This window comes from Halomonas garicola (assembly GCF_031935715.1).
Taxonomy (GTDB): domain Bacteria; phylum Pseudomonadota; class Gammaproteobacteria; order Pseudomonadales; family Halomonadaceae; genus Vreelandella; species Vreelandella garicola.
Map to the genome: position 1 here is coordinate 65,720 of NZ_JASSZF010000009.1, position 15,672 is coordinate 81,391.

The window sequence follows — 15,672 nt, forward strand, 5'->3', positions numbered from 1 at the left end:
GGGCGCTTATAGCAGCTCAACCTTCATCACACTTCGATTCGCCGATCCCGTCCGGCGAGCATACCCATCACGGCAATCACCAGGGCCAGCACGGCGCATATGCCCAGCGATAGCTGCCAGCCACCCTGGGCGTCGTGCAGCATGCCCATGAGCGGCGGCCCGGCAGCGGCCAGCGTATAGCCGACGCTTTGCGCCATGCCCGAAAGCGAAGCCGCCTGCCGAGCGCTGCCGGTGCGCAGGCCGATAAACGAAAGCCCCATGATAATGCCCGCCCCGGTGCCCAGGCCGAACAGCGACGACCACCAAAGCGCCTGCTGCGGCGCCAGCATCAGCCCCAGCAGGGCAACGGCTGACATCAGCGCCGAGCCGGCGGCGGGCAGGCGCTGATCCTGGATGTGGCGCAGCAGTAGCCCCAGCACCAGCCCGGGCACGGCGGTGGCAAACTGCAGCGCGCCGTGAACGGTGCCGGCGCGTTCCGGCGACATGCCCGCTTCCGCCAGAATCGACGGCAGCCAGCCAATGCCCACGTAATAGATGGTGGAGTTAAGCCCGAAGAACAGCGTGACCTGCCAGGCCAGGCCCGCGCGCCAGATGCTCACGCCTTGAGCCGGCGCGGTGGCCTGACCTCCTGCCTGCGGCGCGGGCGCCGCCTTCAGCTGGGTGCTCCAAACGGCCAGCGCCGCCAGCGGCAGCACCATAAAGGCCAGTAGTGCACCGTTCCAGTTCCACCGCTCAGCCAACGGCACCGCCAGGCCCGAAAGCAGCGCGGCGGCCACGCCCATGGAAAGCGCATAGGCGCCGGTGACCATGGCGATATGCTGGGGGAAGTCGCGCTTGATCAGGCTGGGCAGCAGCACGTTACCCACGGCAATGCCCATGCCAATCAGTACAGTGCCGGCGTATAGCCCCCATAGCGGGCCTGATGAGCGCAGTCCAATGCCGGCCGCCACGACGACCAGCGCCACAAACAGCGCGCGCTCGATTCCCAGCCCGCGCGCTACTCGGGCACTAAACGGCGACACCACGGCAAACGCCAACAGCGGCAGCGTGGTCAGCGCGCTGGCGGCCATGGTGCTTAGGCTAAACGCCTCGTTGAGGTAGCCCAGTATCGGCGGCAGGCCCGTGAAGGGCGCACGCAGGTTGGCGGCGATTAGAAGAATGCCTGCCAGCAAGACACCGTTGCCGGCCACTTTACGGTCTATCGAGTGAGTCATGACACGCTCTGTTGCGACAAAGGGCTGCACTGTAGCCAGCATTTTCATGTTTTAATATCACAACAATGACCATCGATCGCTAAATCATGACAAAAAGCACCGGACTGACCGACTTACTGCAGCATTTCAAGCCGGATCCTCATGACCGGCCGGTGGTGGCGCTGCAGGTAGAGGTTACGCAGAACGACGTGGAGCAGCCGGTACACTGGCACCGCAAGGGCCAGCTGGTACTGGCGCTGCGCGGCGGCGTCACGTGCGACGTGCCCAATGCCATCTGGATAGTACCGCCGCACCATGCGGTGTGGATCCCCGGCGGCATGCCGCATAGCAACCGCGCCACGGAAAACGCGCATATTTACTTTCTGTTCATCGAGCCCGGCGGCGCCGCCCTGCCGGACGAATGTTGCACCCTGGCGATCAGTCCGCTGGTACGCGAACTTATCCAGCACCTTGCGCAAACGCCGGACTACCCGCACGAAGGCCCCACGGCGCGCCTGGCGGCGGTACTACTCGAGCAGCTGCCCCGGGCTCCCGTTCAGCAGCTGCACTTTCCGGTATCGGACCACCCCAAGATCCGTCTGATGACCGATGCCCTGGAGCAGAACCCCGCCAATCGCGCCACCGCGGCGCAGTGGGCCAGCCGGCTTGCCATGAGCGAACGCTCGCTTGCCCGGCTGGTGCAGCGGGAAACGGGGCTGACCTTCGGGCGCTGGCGCCAGCAGCTCCATTTACTTGTCGCCCTGAGCGAGCTTGCCGGGGGCGCCACGGTGCAGCAGGTCGCCGGCACCCTTGGCTATGATTCGGTCACGGCCTTTATCACCATGTTCAAAAAATCCCTGGGCAAGCCGCCCGCCCAGTATTTTACGGCGCTGCGTTAGCCCGACTGACTCGCCTCTTGCCAGCGGACATTCACTTTGCGAATTAGGGGTCCCGATGCTGATTTTCCTCACCCGGCTTCCCGGAATTCTGAAGCTAGCTTTTGTGTCCCCCTTCGGTCAGCGGGGCTCCGCAGCCACGCCCATCTTACGCCTAAAGTTTAACAAATATGCGAATTAATTTTTAAAGGAATATATAAATTCCTAAAAAATATACAACTTATGCTTATATAAAATATTAAGTGCTTGTTTTAAAAGATATTATAAAAAAACAGTATTTTGTATTTTGTATTTTTCCAAAACTCGGCTACGGTTCTGTGAGGCATCCCTTCATGCCTTGAATCGCGCAACACTGAATAAATCGCACAGCGAGGAAGCCGTCATGATGACAACAACAACACGCCTAACCCGCCACTGCTGCACGGCCCTGCTGGCCCTGGGGCTCAGCGCCCCGGCGTTTGCCAGCGCCGATACCATGCGCTTTGGCGGCAACTTTCCGAACGACCACTCCAGCAGTAAAGCCATGGAAATCTTCAAGGAGGAGCTGGACAGCCGCACCGAGGGCAACCTCACGGCCCAGCTTTTCCCCGGCATGCAGCTCGGAGGCGCGGGCGAAAACATCGACCAGGTAAGTTCCGGAGCAATCATGGGCACCTGGGTAGGTATCGCCTACCTGTCGCGCATCGTGCCGGAATTCGAGGCGATGAGCCTGCCCTTTGCCTTCGACAGCCGCGAGGATGCCTTTCGCGTCATCGACGGCGAGGTGGGTGAAATGCTCGACGAGAAGCTGGCGGAAAAGGGCTTCACCGCCCTTGGCTATATGGAACTGGGGTTTCGCAACGTGACCAATAATGAGCGCCCGATCAAGGAAATCGGCGACTTTGAAGGGCTCAAGATTCGCCTGCAGCCCAACCAGACCCACCTGGATACCTTCCGTGATCTGGGCGCCAACCCTGTCTCCATGGGCATCAAGGAAGTCTACGGAGCGCTCCAGCAAGGCGTCATCGACGGCCAGGAAAACCCCTACAGCGTGATCGCCACCCGCCGCCTCGACGAAGTGCAGAAATACCTGTCGGATAGCCGCCACTTTTACGACTACATCGTTATCATCGCCAACCTGGACAAGTTTGAGAGCCTGAGCGACGAGCAGCAGCAAGCCGTAACCGAGTCCATGGACGTTGCCGTCGAGTGGCAGCGCAGCAAGGCCGCCGAGGAAGCCAAAACCGCACGCCAGACGCTTGTCGATCGCGGCATGGAATTCACCTCGCTCTCCGACGAGACCCGCGAAGCGCTGCGCGCCGCAACCCAAGGTGTCGTCGATGACGTCAAGAACAACATTGGCGCAGAGTTCGTGGAAACCGTTCAGGCGGAGCTGGACAAATGAAACCCAGAGCGCCATGGCTGGAAGCGCACGCTTCCAGCCCCGCCAAAAAGCGTTTTCTTGTCACGATGCTGGCGATCGATCGCACGTCCTACTACGCCATCATCCTGGCCATGGCGTCGATGACAATCCTGGTCACCGCCCAGGTGTTTGCCCGCTACGTCCTCTCGGCATCGATCGACTCGGCGGATGAGCTGTCGCGGCTGTTCTTCGTCTGGGCGATCTTTCTGGCCATCCCTCACGGGATAAAAATAGGCATCCACGTCGGCATCGACGTCTTCGTGGGCCTGCTGCCCCGGGCGGTTCAGCGCCAGCTCGCGCGGCTGATGGCCCTGGCCAGCGCCCTGGTGATGATCGCTCTGGTGTGGCTGTCGCTTGGCGCCGTCGCGGATAAATGGCAGCAGCTGATGCCCACCATCCCCGTGACGGCGGCCATCTTCTATATCGCCGTGCTGATCAGCGCCGGCCACAGCCTCTTGCACCTGATAGCGCAAATGCTGCTGATTGAGCCGCTGCCCAGCGCCCCCGCGGCGGTCAAGGAGGGAGCAACCTCATGACCCTGTCCATCGTCATTACTTTTCTGGTTTTTGCCTTCCTGCGCATGCCGCTTGCCTTTGCGCTCGGCCTGGCGTCGCTGGTAGGGCTTTTTGTCGGCGACATGGATTTTTCCGTCATGCCCCAGCGCATGATGCACTCCATCGACAACTTCCCCTTGATGGCCATTCCGCTGTTCATGCTGGCCGGCGAGCTCATGGTGGCCGCGGGTATTCTTCAGCGCCTGGTCGACTTCGCCAACTCCCTGATCGGCCGGGTACACGGCGGCTTGGCCCACGTGGCCATTCTTGCCGGCATGGTGCTCGCGGCCGTCAGCGGCGCCGCCGTTGCCAGCGCTAGCGCGCTGGGCAGCTCGCTGGTGCCGTCAATGCGCGAGAAATACGGTACCGGCTACAGCAGCGCAGTGGTGGCTTCTGCGGCCAACCTCGGGGCGATTATTCCGCCGAGTAACGCCATGATCGTGTATGCGCTGATGGCCGGTTCCAGCGTCTCCGTCGGCGGGCTGTTCATGGCCGGCGTAGTGCCGGGGATCATCCTTGCCGTGGGCTTTATGGGGCTGGCCTCCTTTATTTCGGCAAAGCGGCGCTATCCGCTCACCGGCGGCAGCCTGGGGCTGAAGCACGTGCTGGTTCAGACCTGGCGCGCCCTGCCGATCCTGCTGATGCCCATTGTGGTCGTCGGCGGCATCGTGGCGGGGGCTTTCACGGCCACCGAAGGGGCGGCCATCGCCGTGGTTTACGCCATATTCATGGGCTTTTTCGTCACCCGCAAACTGCGGCTGTCGGATATTCCCAAGGCCATGTTCAACGCCGCGGTCACCGCCGCCATGGTCGGCGCGCTCATTGCCTTTGCCTCAACCATGACGTTTGCCTTCACTATCGACCTGGTGCCGATCCAGCTGGCCAACTGGCTGCAGGACTTCACCTCCGACCCGCAGGTCTTCCTGCTGCTGGTGATGGGGCTATTGATCCTGGTGGGCATGTTCATCGAGTCCAACGCCGCCTACATCATGCTGGTGCCGCTGCTGGCGCCGATTGCCCTGGCCTACGGCATCGACCCGCTGCTCTTCGGTTTCCTGTTCGTCATGAACCTGGTGGTCGGCATGATGACGCCGCCTGTCGGGGTGCTGCTGTTCGTCATGTGCGGCATTTCGAACATTAACCTGAGCGAGCTGATGAAAAGCGCCTGGCCGTTCATTGTCTTCCAGTACGCCGTGCTGGCCGCCTGCTTCCTTTTCCCCGGTATCGTGACCTGGCTGCCCAGGGCCCTTGGCTACTGAGCCAGGCGCGACGCCGTCTTTTATTCACGCGAAAGAGTTTGCCATGAAACTACTGGTCATCAATCCCAACATTTCCCAGGACGTAACGAACCTGATCGAGGCGGAAGCCTCGCGCAGCATTCGCCCCGCCACCGAGCTTTCCATGGCCACCGCACCTTTTGGCGTGGCCTATATCGAGACCCGGGCAGAATCGCTGATCGGCGGCTACGCCACCCTGCAGATTGCCGCGCAGCACTACCGCCAGTACGACGCCATCGTGGTCGCCGCCTTTGGCGACCCGGGCCTCAACGCCCTGCGCGAGATCATGCCGATTCCGGTGGTCGGGATGACCGAGGCGGCGTTGATGAGCGCCTGCCAGCAAGGGGGGCGCTTTTCGATCATCGCCATTTCCCAGCGCATTCAGGCCTGGTACCGCGAACGCGTCGCGGCTTACGGTCTTGAGGGGCGCCTGGCGAGCATTCGCGCCCTGGATGAGCCGCTACAGCATATCGGTCAGGTACAGGAAAACCAGGGCGAGCGACTGATCGAGCTGGGCCGGCGCGCCGTAGAAGAAGACGGCGCCGACGTGCTGATTCTGGCCGGCGCCCCCCTGGCCGGGCTTGCCCGTTCCGTGGCCGACCAGATGCCGGTACCGGCCCTGGACGGCGTAACCTGTGCCGTGATCCAGGCGCAGGCCATGGCCGACATGGCCGCCAAAACCCCCACCGCCGGCAGCTATGCCCAACCGCCGACCAAACCGTGCCAGGGGCTTGAAGCCTCGCTTGCCGAACTGGTTGGCCGCCAGCCGATCGGTACTTAAGGTTGAACAAACACCGCTTAGATAAAACACTGATATAAAGTATAAAGCATGCCCTAAGGCGTTGGTCCGCCCACGCCTTAGGGAAAGCCACCGGCCTCTGAACATCATGTTGATCAGGAGATTCTGCGCAATGAGCAATGCCACCGGCTCCCCTACGGCATCCGATATGGCCGAAACCCCGCCCCCGCAGCGCCGCGTTCAGTCCAGATCTCTGGCCCAGGAGGCCTATCAGATACTTCAGCGGATGATCGTTCACGGTGAGCTGGCCCCGGGCAAGCGCATCGTCGAGCCGGAACTGTGCGAACAGCTGGATATCTCGCGGACCCCGCTGCGCGAAGCGCTGCGCATGCTGGCAAGCGACCGGCTCGTGACGATCCGGCACAACCGCAACGCCGTGGTGACGCTGATCGACTCCCAGGAACTGCAGCATCTGTTCGAGGCCGAGGCGGGCATTGAAGGCTTCGCGGCGGGGCTTGCAGCCAGCCGCCTGACCAATACCGAACTCAAGCGCCTGGAAACGCTACAGGAGCGCCTGGAAAAACTCCATGTCCAAGGCGATCAAACGGGCTATTTCGAGCTCAACCAGCGCATTCATGCTTTGCTCGTGGCCGGTGCCAAGAACCCGGTGCTGGAAGAAACTCACCGCCGCCTGCTGGGACGCCTTGAGCGGGCACGCTACCTGGCGCTGAACAGCATCGGCCGCTGGCAGGAGTCCACCGAGGAGCACCGTGCCATTCTCGAGGCGCTCAAGGCACGGGACGGCGAGCAGGCTCAACGGCTGCTATCCGATCACGTGCGCCATACCGGCGAAGCCATTACCAATAGCGCCCGCTAAGCGGGCCTGGCGGGGCGTATCGGCGGCCCGAACGGGCGCACCGCCACTTTTTCCCTGAACATTTCCCCTAAATTTTTCCCCTGAACAGAGGCAGCTATGCAGAACAATAAGGAACTCAAGGTGCGGATGTTTGTAAACGGCCAGGCGCTGGCCGGGGGCTCGATCAGCTTTGCCCTGGCCGGCAGCACCTTCCTCGGCCAGGCCAACACCGCGCCCAGCTACCGCTTTTATGCCGTGCGCGACGAGTTCCCCGGGCTGGTGCCCGCCCAGGATGGTGGCGCCAGCATCCCCGGTGAGCTTTATGAGCTGCCTTACGCCCAGCTGCGGGAAAGCCTGCTGCCCAATGAGCCGGTGGAGCTGGAGCTGATGGTCATCGAGCTGGAAGACGGCTCGGGCTCGTTGAGCATGCGCCTGAGAGAGTCGCTGATCGACGGGCCGGACGTCGTGGACATCACCCACAGCGGCGGCTGGCTTGCCTACCAGGCGGGCCGGCAGTCCCAGAGCTGACGGCCGGCTAACAGACAGTAAAGCGACAGCAAGATACAACGACAAAAAAGGAGCAGCGAGATGCCGCGCTTTGACACCCTGATCACAAACGGCCTGATCACCACCGCCGTCGACGCCTTCTACGCCGACATCGGTATTAAGGACGGCCGCATTGCCGCCCTCGGCCACGAGCTCGGCGACGCCGCGGACACCATCGACGCCGACGGCCTTCGGATCCTGCCCGGCGGCATTGACGCGCACTGCCACCTGGACCAGCCCATGGGCGACGGCGCAGTGATGGCCGACGGCTTTTACAGCGGCACCCGCTCGGCGGCCTGCGGCGGCACCACCACGGTGATCCCCTTCGCCGCCCAGCACAAGGGGCAAAGCCTGCGCGCCGCCGTGGACGACTACCACCGGCGAAGCGATAATCAGGCCTGCGTCGACTACGCCTTTCACATGATCGTCACCGACCCTACCGAGGCGGTGTTGAAAGACGAGCTCCCGGCGCTGATCGAAGAAGGCTACAGCTCCTTCAAGATCTACATGACCTACGACGACCTCAAGCTCAACGACCGCGAGATCCTCAACGTGCTGGCGCTGGCCCGGCGCGAAGGCGCCATGGTCATGGTCCACGCCGAAAACGCCGACTGCATCGCCTACCTGACCGAGATCCTGACCGAAAGCGGCAACACCGGGCCCTACTACCACGGCGTGGCCCACTCCCGCATCGGCGAGCGCGAGGCCTCCCACCGGGCGATCTCGCTGGCGGAGCTGATCGACGTCCCGGTGCTGATCGTCCACGTCTCCGGCGCCGAGGCCATCGAACAGATCCGCTGGGCCCAGAGCCGAGGCCTGCGCGTCTACGCCGAGACCTGCCCCCAGTACCTGATGCTCACCGCCGAGGACCTGGACCGCGACGGCTTCGACGGCGCCAAGTACGTGTGCAGCCCGCCACCCCGGGACCCGGCCGCCCAGGAGGCCGTCTGGGAGGGGCTCGAGTCCGGCGTCTTTCAGATCTTCTCCTCGGACCACGCGCCGTTTCGCTTCGAGGATCCAAAAGGGAAAAAGCTGCGCGGGGAAAACGCCCATTTTGAGCACATCCCCAACGGCATCCCCGGGCTTGAAACGCGCCTGCCGATCCTGTTCTCCGAAGGCGTGGTCAAGGAGCGCATCGACATTACCCGCTTTGTAGCGCTGACCGCGACCAACCCCGCCAAGATCTACGGCTTGTATCCGCGCAAGGGCACCATCGCTATCGGCAGCGATGCCGACCTCACGCTGTGGGACGCATCGGCCAAGAGCACCGTTCGCAACGCCGAGCTGCACCACGACGTGGACTACACGCCCTACGAAGGCATCGAGCTCACCGGGCGCCCGGTGCTGACGCTATGCCGCGGCCGCGTGGTCGCCCGCGACGGCAAGCCCGAGATCGACGCCGGCTACGGCGAGTTCCTCGAGTGCGACAAGCCCCAGCCGGCGCGCCCGCGCGGCCAGGCCAAAGGGTTTTAATGCGTACAGGGTTTATGCCCGGCGGCCCCACTCTCCAACCCCACGGGGAAGAGAGCATCGTAGGCCCAGTTGAAGACAAAGGCGTAAACGACATAGAACACCGAGAAAGAGATATCCATCTGGAACGCCTGCAGGAGGGAAATGCCGAGGTACCACGCAAAGAACGGCAGCAGGGCAATAAGCAGGCCGGTTTCAAACAGCAGCGCGTGCACCACGCGGATCAGCAGCGTTTTACGCACGCTTCCAGAAAGGCGCAGCATGGCGTGGTCAAACCCCAGGTTGTAGACGTAGTTCCAGCAGGTAGCTATGGTCGCGCCGACGATGGCAAGGACGCCAATATCGTTTACCGGCTTGTCGAACGCCCAGGCGCCAAGCGGAATCACCAGCAGTATGCCGATGACCTCAAACGACAGCGCATGGCGGATACGATCCTTGACGGTGCGCATGGCACGCTCCTTGGTTGAACCGGTGCGGGGAGCATAAGATACGGGCAGCGCCTAACCGCTTCAAGCGGCGCTAGCCGCGGCGGTCCGCCGGCGCGATCAGCTGATCGGCCAGGGAAGAAAGCCCCGAGGCGACGATATCCGGAAGCGGCACGCCGGGTGCCGGTAGAATGGCGTTGTGGGAGCGGGCGACCCAGGCACCGCGACAGCCCACCGCCTGGGCGCCGATGGTATCCCACAGGTGACACGCCACCAGGCACAGGTCAGACGTCTCGACGGCCAGCGCCTTAGCCACCAAGCGGTAGGTGTCGGGCGCCGGCTTGAACTGCTTGACCGCGTCAACGCTGAACGAGCGCTCGAAAAATTGGCTTAGCCCGGCGGTGGCCAGCGGGGTCGGCGAAGCGCCGCCGGCGGAGTTGGTCAGGGTGACCAGGCGAAAGCCGGCATCGCGCAGCCGGGCAAGGGCCGGGGCCGCGTCGGCGTGGGCCGGCATGGTGCTCAGCCGCTCTTTCAGCTCGGCGATATCGGGCTCGGCCAGGTTCACCTTGTGAATATCGGCAACCATCCGTAGCGCGCCCGCTCCCAGCTCGCCGAAGGGCGTATAGAGGCCGGCAAGCGTGAGGGCCTGCGAGTAAAGAACCAGCTGGGCAAACCACTCCCTCAGCACCGCTTTGTCACCGAAGACGCGATCAAAAAGCGGCGCCAGGTGGGTAATATCCAGCAGCGTCTCGTTTACGTCGAATACGATCACCGCCGGCGATGTTGACTCCTGCGCTGTCTCCGCCATGGTGTCTCCTTGGTTGATGTGGCCAAAATAGTGAGTCGGCGGGCGGGCGCCTGTCTCCGCCCCGTCTGTGCTAGGCTCTGCCTGTTTTCCCCGTCGTTTTTCGCGACGTATCGGCAGTCAGGCGCGTGCCGGGCACGCTCAGGAGATAAGCAAACCATGCGAGTGATTCAGGTCAATGAACCCGACCAGCGCGAGGCCTGCCTCGCGCGGCTGTGTGCCGACACCTTCGGCAGCGATGCCGGCCTGACGCCACTGCTGCGCTTTGCCGGCGTCGCCGGCGTGCTGTTTGACCAGCAGGCGGCCCGGGTTCTGGCGCTAGTGGACGCTAATGCCCACCCCCTTGCGCTGGCGCTGTTGGTACTGGACAAGGCCAACCAGGGCATGACGCCGATGCTGATGGCGGACCTTGACGCCCGGTCGGATAGCTCTCCGACCCTGCGGCTGATCAGTGAGCTTGCCCTGCGCGCCCCGCTGCGTATCGAAACCGGCGACGGCGCCGAACGGGAGCGCTTCAAGCGCGCCGGTATCAGCCGCTGGTTTGCCGGCCCCGAAGGGACCCACATCGGCCTGAACGAACGGCACCCGGCCACCGGCCTTGACGACCTGTCGCCGCCGCTGGGCGTAGACGACGACGCCGTGGCCCAGAGCCTCAAGCGGGACCCAACGCTGTTCGAGAGCTATAAGCAGCGCTTTACGGACGGTCTGGCGAATTTCCCCGCGACGCTGTAAGGCCGCCGCCTTGATCCCGCGCCTTCCCCGCGATTGACTGGACGATGCCCTGCCCGTCTTTTATACGAGGTTTTTTTACCATGTCCCAGCGTATTCAGTTTTCGCGCCCCGGCGGCCCCGAGGTTCTCGAACTCGTGGAAACCACCCCGGCGGATCCCGGCCCCGGCGAAGTGCGCGTGCAGAACAAGGCCATCGGCCTGAACTTCATCGATATTTACGTGCGTACCGGCCTGTACCCCGCGCCTTCGCTGCCCTCGGGGCTGGGCACCGAAGGCGCGGGCGTGGTCGACGCCGTGGGCAAGGGCGTCACCCATCTGCGCGAAGGCGACCGGGTCGCCTATGCTCAGGGGCCGCTGGGCGCCTACTCAGACTACCACACCCTGCCCGCCGACAAAGTGATTGCCCTGCCCCGGGCGGTGAGTTTTGAGACCGCCGCGGCCTGCATGCTCAAAGGGCTTACCGCCCAGTACCTGCTGCGCCAGACGTACCCGCTTCGGGGGGGTGAAACCGTTCTCTGGCACGCTGCCGCCGGCGGCGTCGGCTCGATTGCCTGCCAGTGGGCGCAGGCGCTGGGCGTGCGCCTGATCGGCACCGTCAGCTCCGCGGAAAAAGCCGAGCTTGCACGGCGCAACGGCGCCCAGGAAGTCATCGACTACCGCAGTGAAAACGTCGTCGAGCGCGTGCGCGAGATCACCGACGGCGCCATGTGCGACGTGGTCTACGACTCGGTGGGTAAGGATACCTGGGAGACTTCTCTGGACTGCCTCAAGCCTCGGGGCCTGATGGTGAGCTTTGGCAACGCCTCGGGCCCGGTAGAAGGCGTCAACCTGGGCATTCTCAACCAGAAGGGCTCGCTGTTTGTCACCCGCCCGAGCCTCAACGGCTATGCCACGACCCGAGAGCGCCTAGAGACCATGGCAGGCGAGCTGTTCGCTATGCTGGAAAGCGGCCGGGTGAGCATCGATATCGCCCAGCGCTATCCGCTCAGCCAGGCAGGCGATGCCCAGCGGGCGCTGGCCGAGCGGCGCACCACCGGCTCGACCCTTTTACTTCTTTGAACAGGCACCCCCGATGCCCCAGCTGAGGATGAGCCATGACCGGCGCCGGCGAGGCAAACGCATAATGCTCTGGGCGCTGCTGCTACTCGCGGCTGCCTGGCTGGCCATGGGGCTGTGGCAGCGCTACAAGCCGCTGCCCGACGGCGTCGGCGTGGCCTGGCCCGCGCGGCCGGCTGACGACGTGCGCCTGCTGACGGATGAAACCTGGTACGACGCCGACGGCCGCCAGCACCGCCGCCAGGCCATTTTTGACGAGGTGATGGGCATGATCGCCCAGGCCCGACGGCTCATCGTCGTGGATATGTTCCTGTTCAACGACTTTGCCGCCGGCGCCGATAACGACGACGTGCGCCCGCTCTCCGACGAGCTGGCCAATGCCCTGATTGCGCAAAAGCGCCGGCACCCCGGGATGACCGTGCGCCTGATCACCGACCCGCTCAATACGCTTTACGGCGCCCTGCTGCCCGAGCACCTGGCGCGGCTGAAAGACGCCGGCGTGGAGCTGATCATTACCGATCTGTCCCGGCTGCGCGCCTCCAATCCGCTGTGGTCGGGCCTTTGGCACCTGGGGCTGAACCGGCTGGGCAACGATCAAGGCGGCGGCTGGCTGCCCAACCCCCTGGGTGACGGCCGCATCACCCTGCGCAGCTACCTGACGCTGGCCAACTTCCGCGCCAACCACCGCAAGACCCTGGTGGTCGACCAGGGCAACGACTGGGCCGGGCTGGTGACCAGCGCCAACCCCCACGACGCCAGCAGCCGCCACGATAACGTCGCCCTGCGCTTTAGCGGCCCGGCGGCGCTCGATCTACTGGCCTCCGAGCGCCTTCTGGCCGGCTGGTCGAAGAGCGGAAAAGCGCCTGACGCGAACGCCTGGCCGGCGGCCTCGGCCAAAACCGCCAGACAGCGGGCGGAAACCGCGCCGGAAGGCACCGAGAGCGCGCGCCTGCGCCTTCTCACCGAAGCGGCGATCCGCGATGCCGCGCTCGGCCACATCCAACAGGCCGGCGACGGCGATCGTCTGGATATCGCGATGTTCTACCTTTCCCACCGCGCCACCGTCGAGGCATTAAAAGCCGCCAGCGCCCGGGGCGTGGCCGTGCGAGTGCTGCTGGACCCTAACCGCGAGGCCTTCGGAATCAAGAAAAGCGGCATTCCCAACCGGCCGGTGGCTGCCGAACTTGCCGGGGCCGGCACCCAGGTGCGCTGGTGCTTTACCCAGGGCGAGCAGTGCCACACCAAGCTGCTGCTGCACCGACAAGCCACGGACACCTCGCCGGCGAACGCGACGCTGATCCTGGGCTCGGCCAACCTCACCCGGCGCAATCTCGACAACCTCAACCTGGAAACCAGCGTGTCGCTTGCGGGCAGCGACGCCACCCCGGCGATCGCCCGGGCCGCCGAGCTGTTTGAACGCCAGTGGCTTTCCCCGGCGTCACGGCGCACCAGCATAGCCCTGGCGGAAGACCCCGCCGCCAGCCCGTGGAAGCGCTGGCGCTACCGGCTGATGGAGGCCACCGGGCTTTCCAGCTTTTAGCCGCGTCCGGGCGTCAGTCCACCCCCCGCATGGTCTTGCGGATAAACGGCAGGCAAACCAGCAGCAGCGCCCCGCTCCCCAGGGCAATGGCCGCCATGGTAATGAAATAGGTCACTTCGGTTTCCGGGGTGTAGAGGCCGCCCAGCTCTCCGCCGGAGGCAAAGCCCAGCGACATCGACATAAAGAAAAGCGCCAGCATCTGCGTCTGATACGCCTGGGGCGCAAGCTTCGTCGAGACCGACAGGCCAATCGGCGAGAGGCACAGCTCGGCGCAGGTAAAGCCGAGCAGCAGCACGACCAGCACGGCCAGCGGCATGCTGTCCGCCAGGCTACCCAAAAACGGCACATAGCCGAGAAAGGTCAGCCCGATGATGCCCATGGCCAGCACGAACTTGCCCGCGGACGAGGGCTGGCGCTTGCCGAGCCTGGTCCACAGCCAGGCAAACACGCCGGAAAAGACAATGATGGTCAACGCCTGCACGGACACCAGCCAGCCCACCGGCACCGTCCAGCCCCCGAGGTCGCGATTCACGCGCTGGTCGAAAAACGCGGTAATGACGGTATAGAACTGGCTGTAGAGCGCCCAGAAAACCGCGCTGGTCAAAAACAGCGGAATAAAGGCGTAAACCCGACGCTTTTCCTCGTCGGTCACCCGATCGGAGCGCAGGATCACATAGAAGTAGGCAACGGACACGCACGCAATGATGCCCAGCAGCACAGCGGCAAGGTTGTCGGCGCGAACCCAGCCCGCGGCGATGGCTAGCGCGAGACCGGCAACGACAGCAACGCCGGCAATGGCATAGCGCTTGGCGCTACCTTCGGCCAGCGGCGTCGGCGCGGCCTTCTGCGCCTCCGGCAGCCGTTTGCGCCCCTTGGCATACTGCAAAAGGCCAATGGCCATGCCGAGGGCGGCGATGCCGAAGCCGTAATGAAAGCCGGCGCTTTGCTGCAAAAACCCGGTGAGCAGCGGCCCGGCGAAACCACCGACGTTAATGCCCAGATAGAAGAGGGAAAACCCCGCGTCCCGCCGCGGGCTCCCCGGCGCGTAGAGCGAGCCCACCAGCGACGAGCAGGTCGCCTTGACCCCGCCGCCGCCCGCCGCGATGCACACAAGCCCCACGGCCACGCCGTGGACGCTGGGAATAAGCGCCAGGGCCGTATGCCCCAGCATGACAATAATGCCGGAGTAAAAAAGCGTGCGCTCGGCGCCGAACACCCGATCGGCAAACCAGCCCCCGAGAATCGCCGCCAGATACACCCCGCTGCCGTAAGCACCGACGATGCCAATCGCCACCGGCTGGCTGATATCCAGCCCGCCGCGGGACGTCTCGTAATACAGGTAGATCAGCAGGATCGCCTGCATGCCGTAGAAGGAAAAGCGCTCCCAGACCTCCATGCCGAACAGCGTCGCAAGCGGCCAGGGGTGGCCAAAGAAAGTGCGTTCGCGTTGGGCACGGCCGTCGTTTGGCAGGTCGTTCATGTTGGCTCCACATCACTATGCGGCTAGTGATCGGTTAAGGCATTAAGCGGACTCGCCGTCGAGCAAGCGGCAGGGCTCGCCGTGCTGTTCAAGCGCGGGGCTCTGTATAAAGCATACGCAAACGGCTTGGCAAGGCATCCGCTCAAATTTTACGACATGAACTCAGGCAATAGGGGCAGGGCTGCAGCGCCTGGCCGGAGGCAGGCAGCAAAAAAGCGGCACGCCAGAGGTGCCGCTGGAGGGACATCATTCAGGGGTACCGGTATTGCCGCCGCCTGCTGAGGGTTCGCTGCCGCCCATGCCGCTGTCGGCAGGATCCTGGTTCATTTGATCATTTTGCATTGGGTCATCTTGCATCTGCCCGCCATCGGGGCTGCCCGTTTCGGGCTCTGCGGGCATGTCCGAGCCGCCGTCGCAGGCGGCCAGGCCCAGCGCCGTTACGATAAAAACGGGCGCCAGCAGCGACTGCTTGATATTACTCATAAAGCTCTTCCCTACACATTGGATAACGTCGACAACGGAGAGTGTTACGCGGTGGGCATATCACCCCCGGCTTCATGCTTCGTGTTACAGCTGACACTAGGGTCTGTTGACGTTTCATGGCAGGGGTATTGGCAGGATAGGGGCAAGCTCACAGAATAAAGGTTCCTAAGCCAACAAACTGCAAGCCTGCCATGCCCCGACAAATGCTCACGGATGAAC

16 protein-coding genes are annotated in these 15,672 nt (G+C 63.8%); 11 read left to right on the top strand and 5 right to left on the bottom strand.

Going from position 1 to position 15,672, the window contains the following annotated elements; genetic code table 11:
• Window positions 1-26: 26 nt before the first annotated feature.
• Complete coding sequence (locus RS027_RS05250; RefSeq protein WP_311954874.1) at window positions 27-1,214, bottom strand: MFS transporter; 1,188 nt, start codon at window positions 1,212-1,214, stop codon at window positions 27-29.
• 86 nt (window positions 1,215-1,300) lie between these two features.
• On the opposite strand from RS027_RS05250, the gene RS027_RS05255 reads away from it, so the two are divergent.
• The 8 genes from RS027_RS05255 to hydA all read left to right on the top strand — a co-directional run bounded on the left by RS027_RS05255 (window position 1,301) and on the right by hydA (window position 8,936).
• Complete coding sequence (locus tag RS027_RS05255) at window positions 1,301-2,092, top strand: AraC family transcriptional regulator (RefSeq protein WP_311954875.1); 792 nt, start codon at window positions 1,301-1,303, stop codon at window positions 2,090-2,092.
• Window positions 2,093-2,471: 379 nt separating this feature from the next.
• A complete protein-coding gene (locus RS027_RS05260) occupies window positions 2,472-3,473 on the top strand; it encodes a TRAP transporter substrate-binding protein (RefSeq protein WP_311954876.1) in 1,002 nt (333 codons plus the stop codon).
• On the top strand, window positions 3,470-4,027 hold the full coding sequence (locus RS027_RS05265) for a TRAP transporter small permease (protein WP_311954877.1): 558 nt from the start codon (window positions 3,470-3,472) through the stop codon (window positions 4,025-4,027). Before RS027_RS05260 ends, RS027_RS05265 begins: the two co-directional genes overlap by 4 nt.
• Window positions 4,024-5,304 carry a TRAP transporter large permease gene (locus RS027_RS05270; RefSeq protein WP_311954878.1) on the top strand — a complete coding sequence of 427 codons (1,281 nt, stop codon included), beginning with the start codon at window positions 4,024-4,026 and terminating at the stop codon, window positions 5,302-5,304. The genes RS027_RS05265 and RS027_RS05270 overlap by 4 nt, the downstream gene beginning before the upstream one ends.
• 43 nt (window positions 5,305-5,347) lie before the next feature.
• Window positions 5,348-6,103, top strand: coding sequence for an aspartate/glutamate racemase family protein (locus RS027_RS05275; RefSeq protein WP_311954879.1), 756 nt, complete (start codon window positions 5,348-5,350; stop codon window positions 6,101-6,103).
• 130 nt (window positions 6,104-6,233) lie between these two features.
• Complete coding sequence (locus RS027_RS05280; protein WP_311954880.1) at window positions 6,234-6,938, top strand: GntR family transcriptional regulator; 705 nt, start codon at window positions 6,234-6,236, stop codon at window positions 6,936-6,938.
• A 96-nt stretch (window positions 6,939-7,034) separates the two neighbouring features.
• Window positions 7,035-7,445, top strand: a complete 411-nt coding sequence (locus RS027_RS05285; protein ID WP_311954881.1) for an allophanate hydrolase-related protein — start codon at window positions 7,035-7,037, stop codon at window positions 7,443-7,445.
• Window positions 7,446-7,478: 33 nt separating this feature from the next.
• Window positions 7,479-8,936 carry a dihydropyrimidinase gene (gene hydA, locus RS027_RS05290; protein WP_311954891.1) on the top strand — a complete coding sequence of 486 codons (1,458 nt, stop codon included), beginning with the start codon at window positions 7,479-7,481 and terminating at the stop codon, window positions 8,934-8,936.
• Here hydA and RS027_RS05295 read toward each other — a convergent pair.
• On the bottom strand, window positions 8,933-9,382 hold the full coding sequence (locus RS027_RS05295) for a PACE efflux transporter (RefSeq protein WP_311954882.1): 450 nt from the start codon (window positions 9,380-9,382) through the stop codon (window positions 8,933-8,935). The genes hydA and RS027_RS05295 overlap by 4 nt on opposite strands.
• A 70-nt stretch (window positions 9,383-9,452) precedes the next feature.
• Complete coding sequence (locus RS027_RS05300) at window positions 9,453-10,166, bottom strand: haloacid dehalogenase type II (protein WP_311954883.1); 714 nt, start codon at window positions 10,164-10,166, stop codon at window positions 9,453-9,455.
• A gap of 156 nt (window positions 10,167-10,322) precedes the next feature.
• On the opposite strand from RS027_RS05300, the gene RS027_RS05305 reads away from it, so the two are divergent.
• The 3 genes from RS027_RS05305 (at window position 10,323) to RS027_RS05315 (ending at window position 13,490) form a co-directional block, all read left to right on the top strand.
• Window positions 10,323-10,895, top strand: coding sequence for a hypothetical protein (locus RS027_RS05305; RefSeq protein WP_311954884.1), 573 nt, complete (start codon window positions 10,323-10,325; stop codon window positions 10,893-10,895).
• An 80-nt stretch (window positions 10,896-10,975) separates the two neighbouring features.
• The gene (locus RS027_RS05310) at window positions 10,976-11,953 is read left to right on the top strand and encodes an NADPH:quinone reductase (protein WP_311954885.1); all 978 of its coding nucleotides are present in this window, start codon (window positions 10,976-10,978) and stop codon (window positions 11,951-11,953) included.
• A 64-nt stretch (window positions 11,954-12,017) separates the two neighbouring features.
• Window positions 12,018-13,490 carry a phospholipase D-like domain-containing protein gene (locus tag RS027_RS05315; RefSeq protein ID WP_311954886.1) on the top strand — a complete coding sequence of 491 codons (1,473 nt, stop codon included), beginning with the start codon at window positions 12,018-12,020 and terminating at the stop codon, window positions 13,488-13,490.
• A gap of 13 nt (window positions 13,491-13,503) precedes the next feature.
• Here the strand turns inward: RS027_RS05315 and RS027_RS05320 are convergent, their stop codons facing one another.
• Together RS027_RS05320 and RS027_RS05325 are read right to left on the bottom strand one after the other, a co-directional pair.
• A complete protein-coding gene (locus RS027_RS05320) occupies window positions 13,504-14,970 on the bottom strand; it encodes a peptide MFS transporter (protein WP_311954887.1) in 1,467 nt (488 codons plus the stop codon).
• Window positions 14,971-15,216: 246 nt separating this feature from the next.
• A complete protein-coding gene (locus RS027_RS05325) occupies window positions 15,217-15,453 on the bottom strand; it encodes a hypothetical protein (protein WP_311954888.1) in 237 nt (78 codons plus the stop codon).
• Window positions 15,454-15,672: the final 219 nt, after the last annotated feature.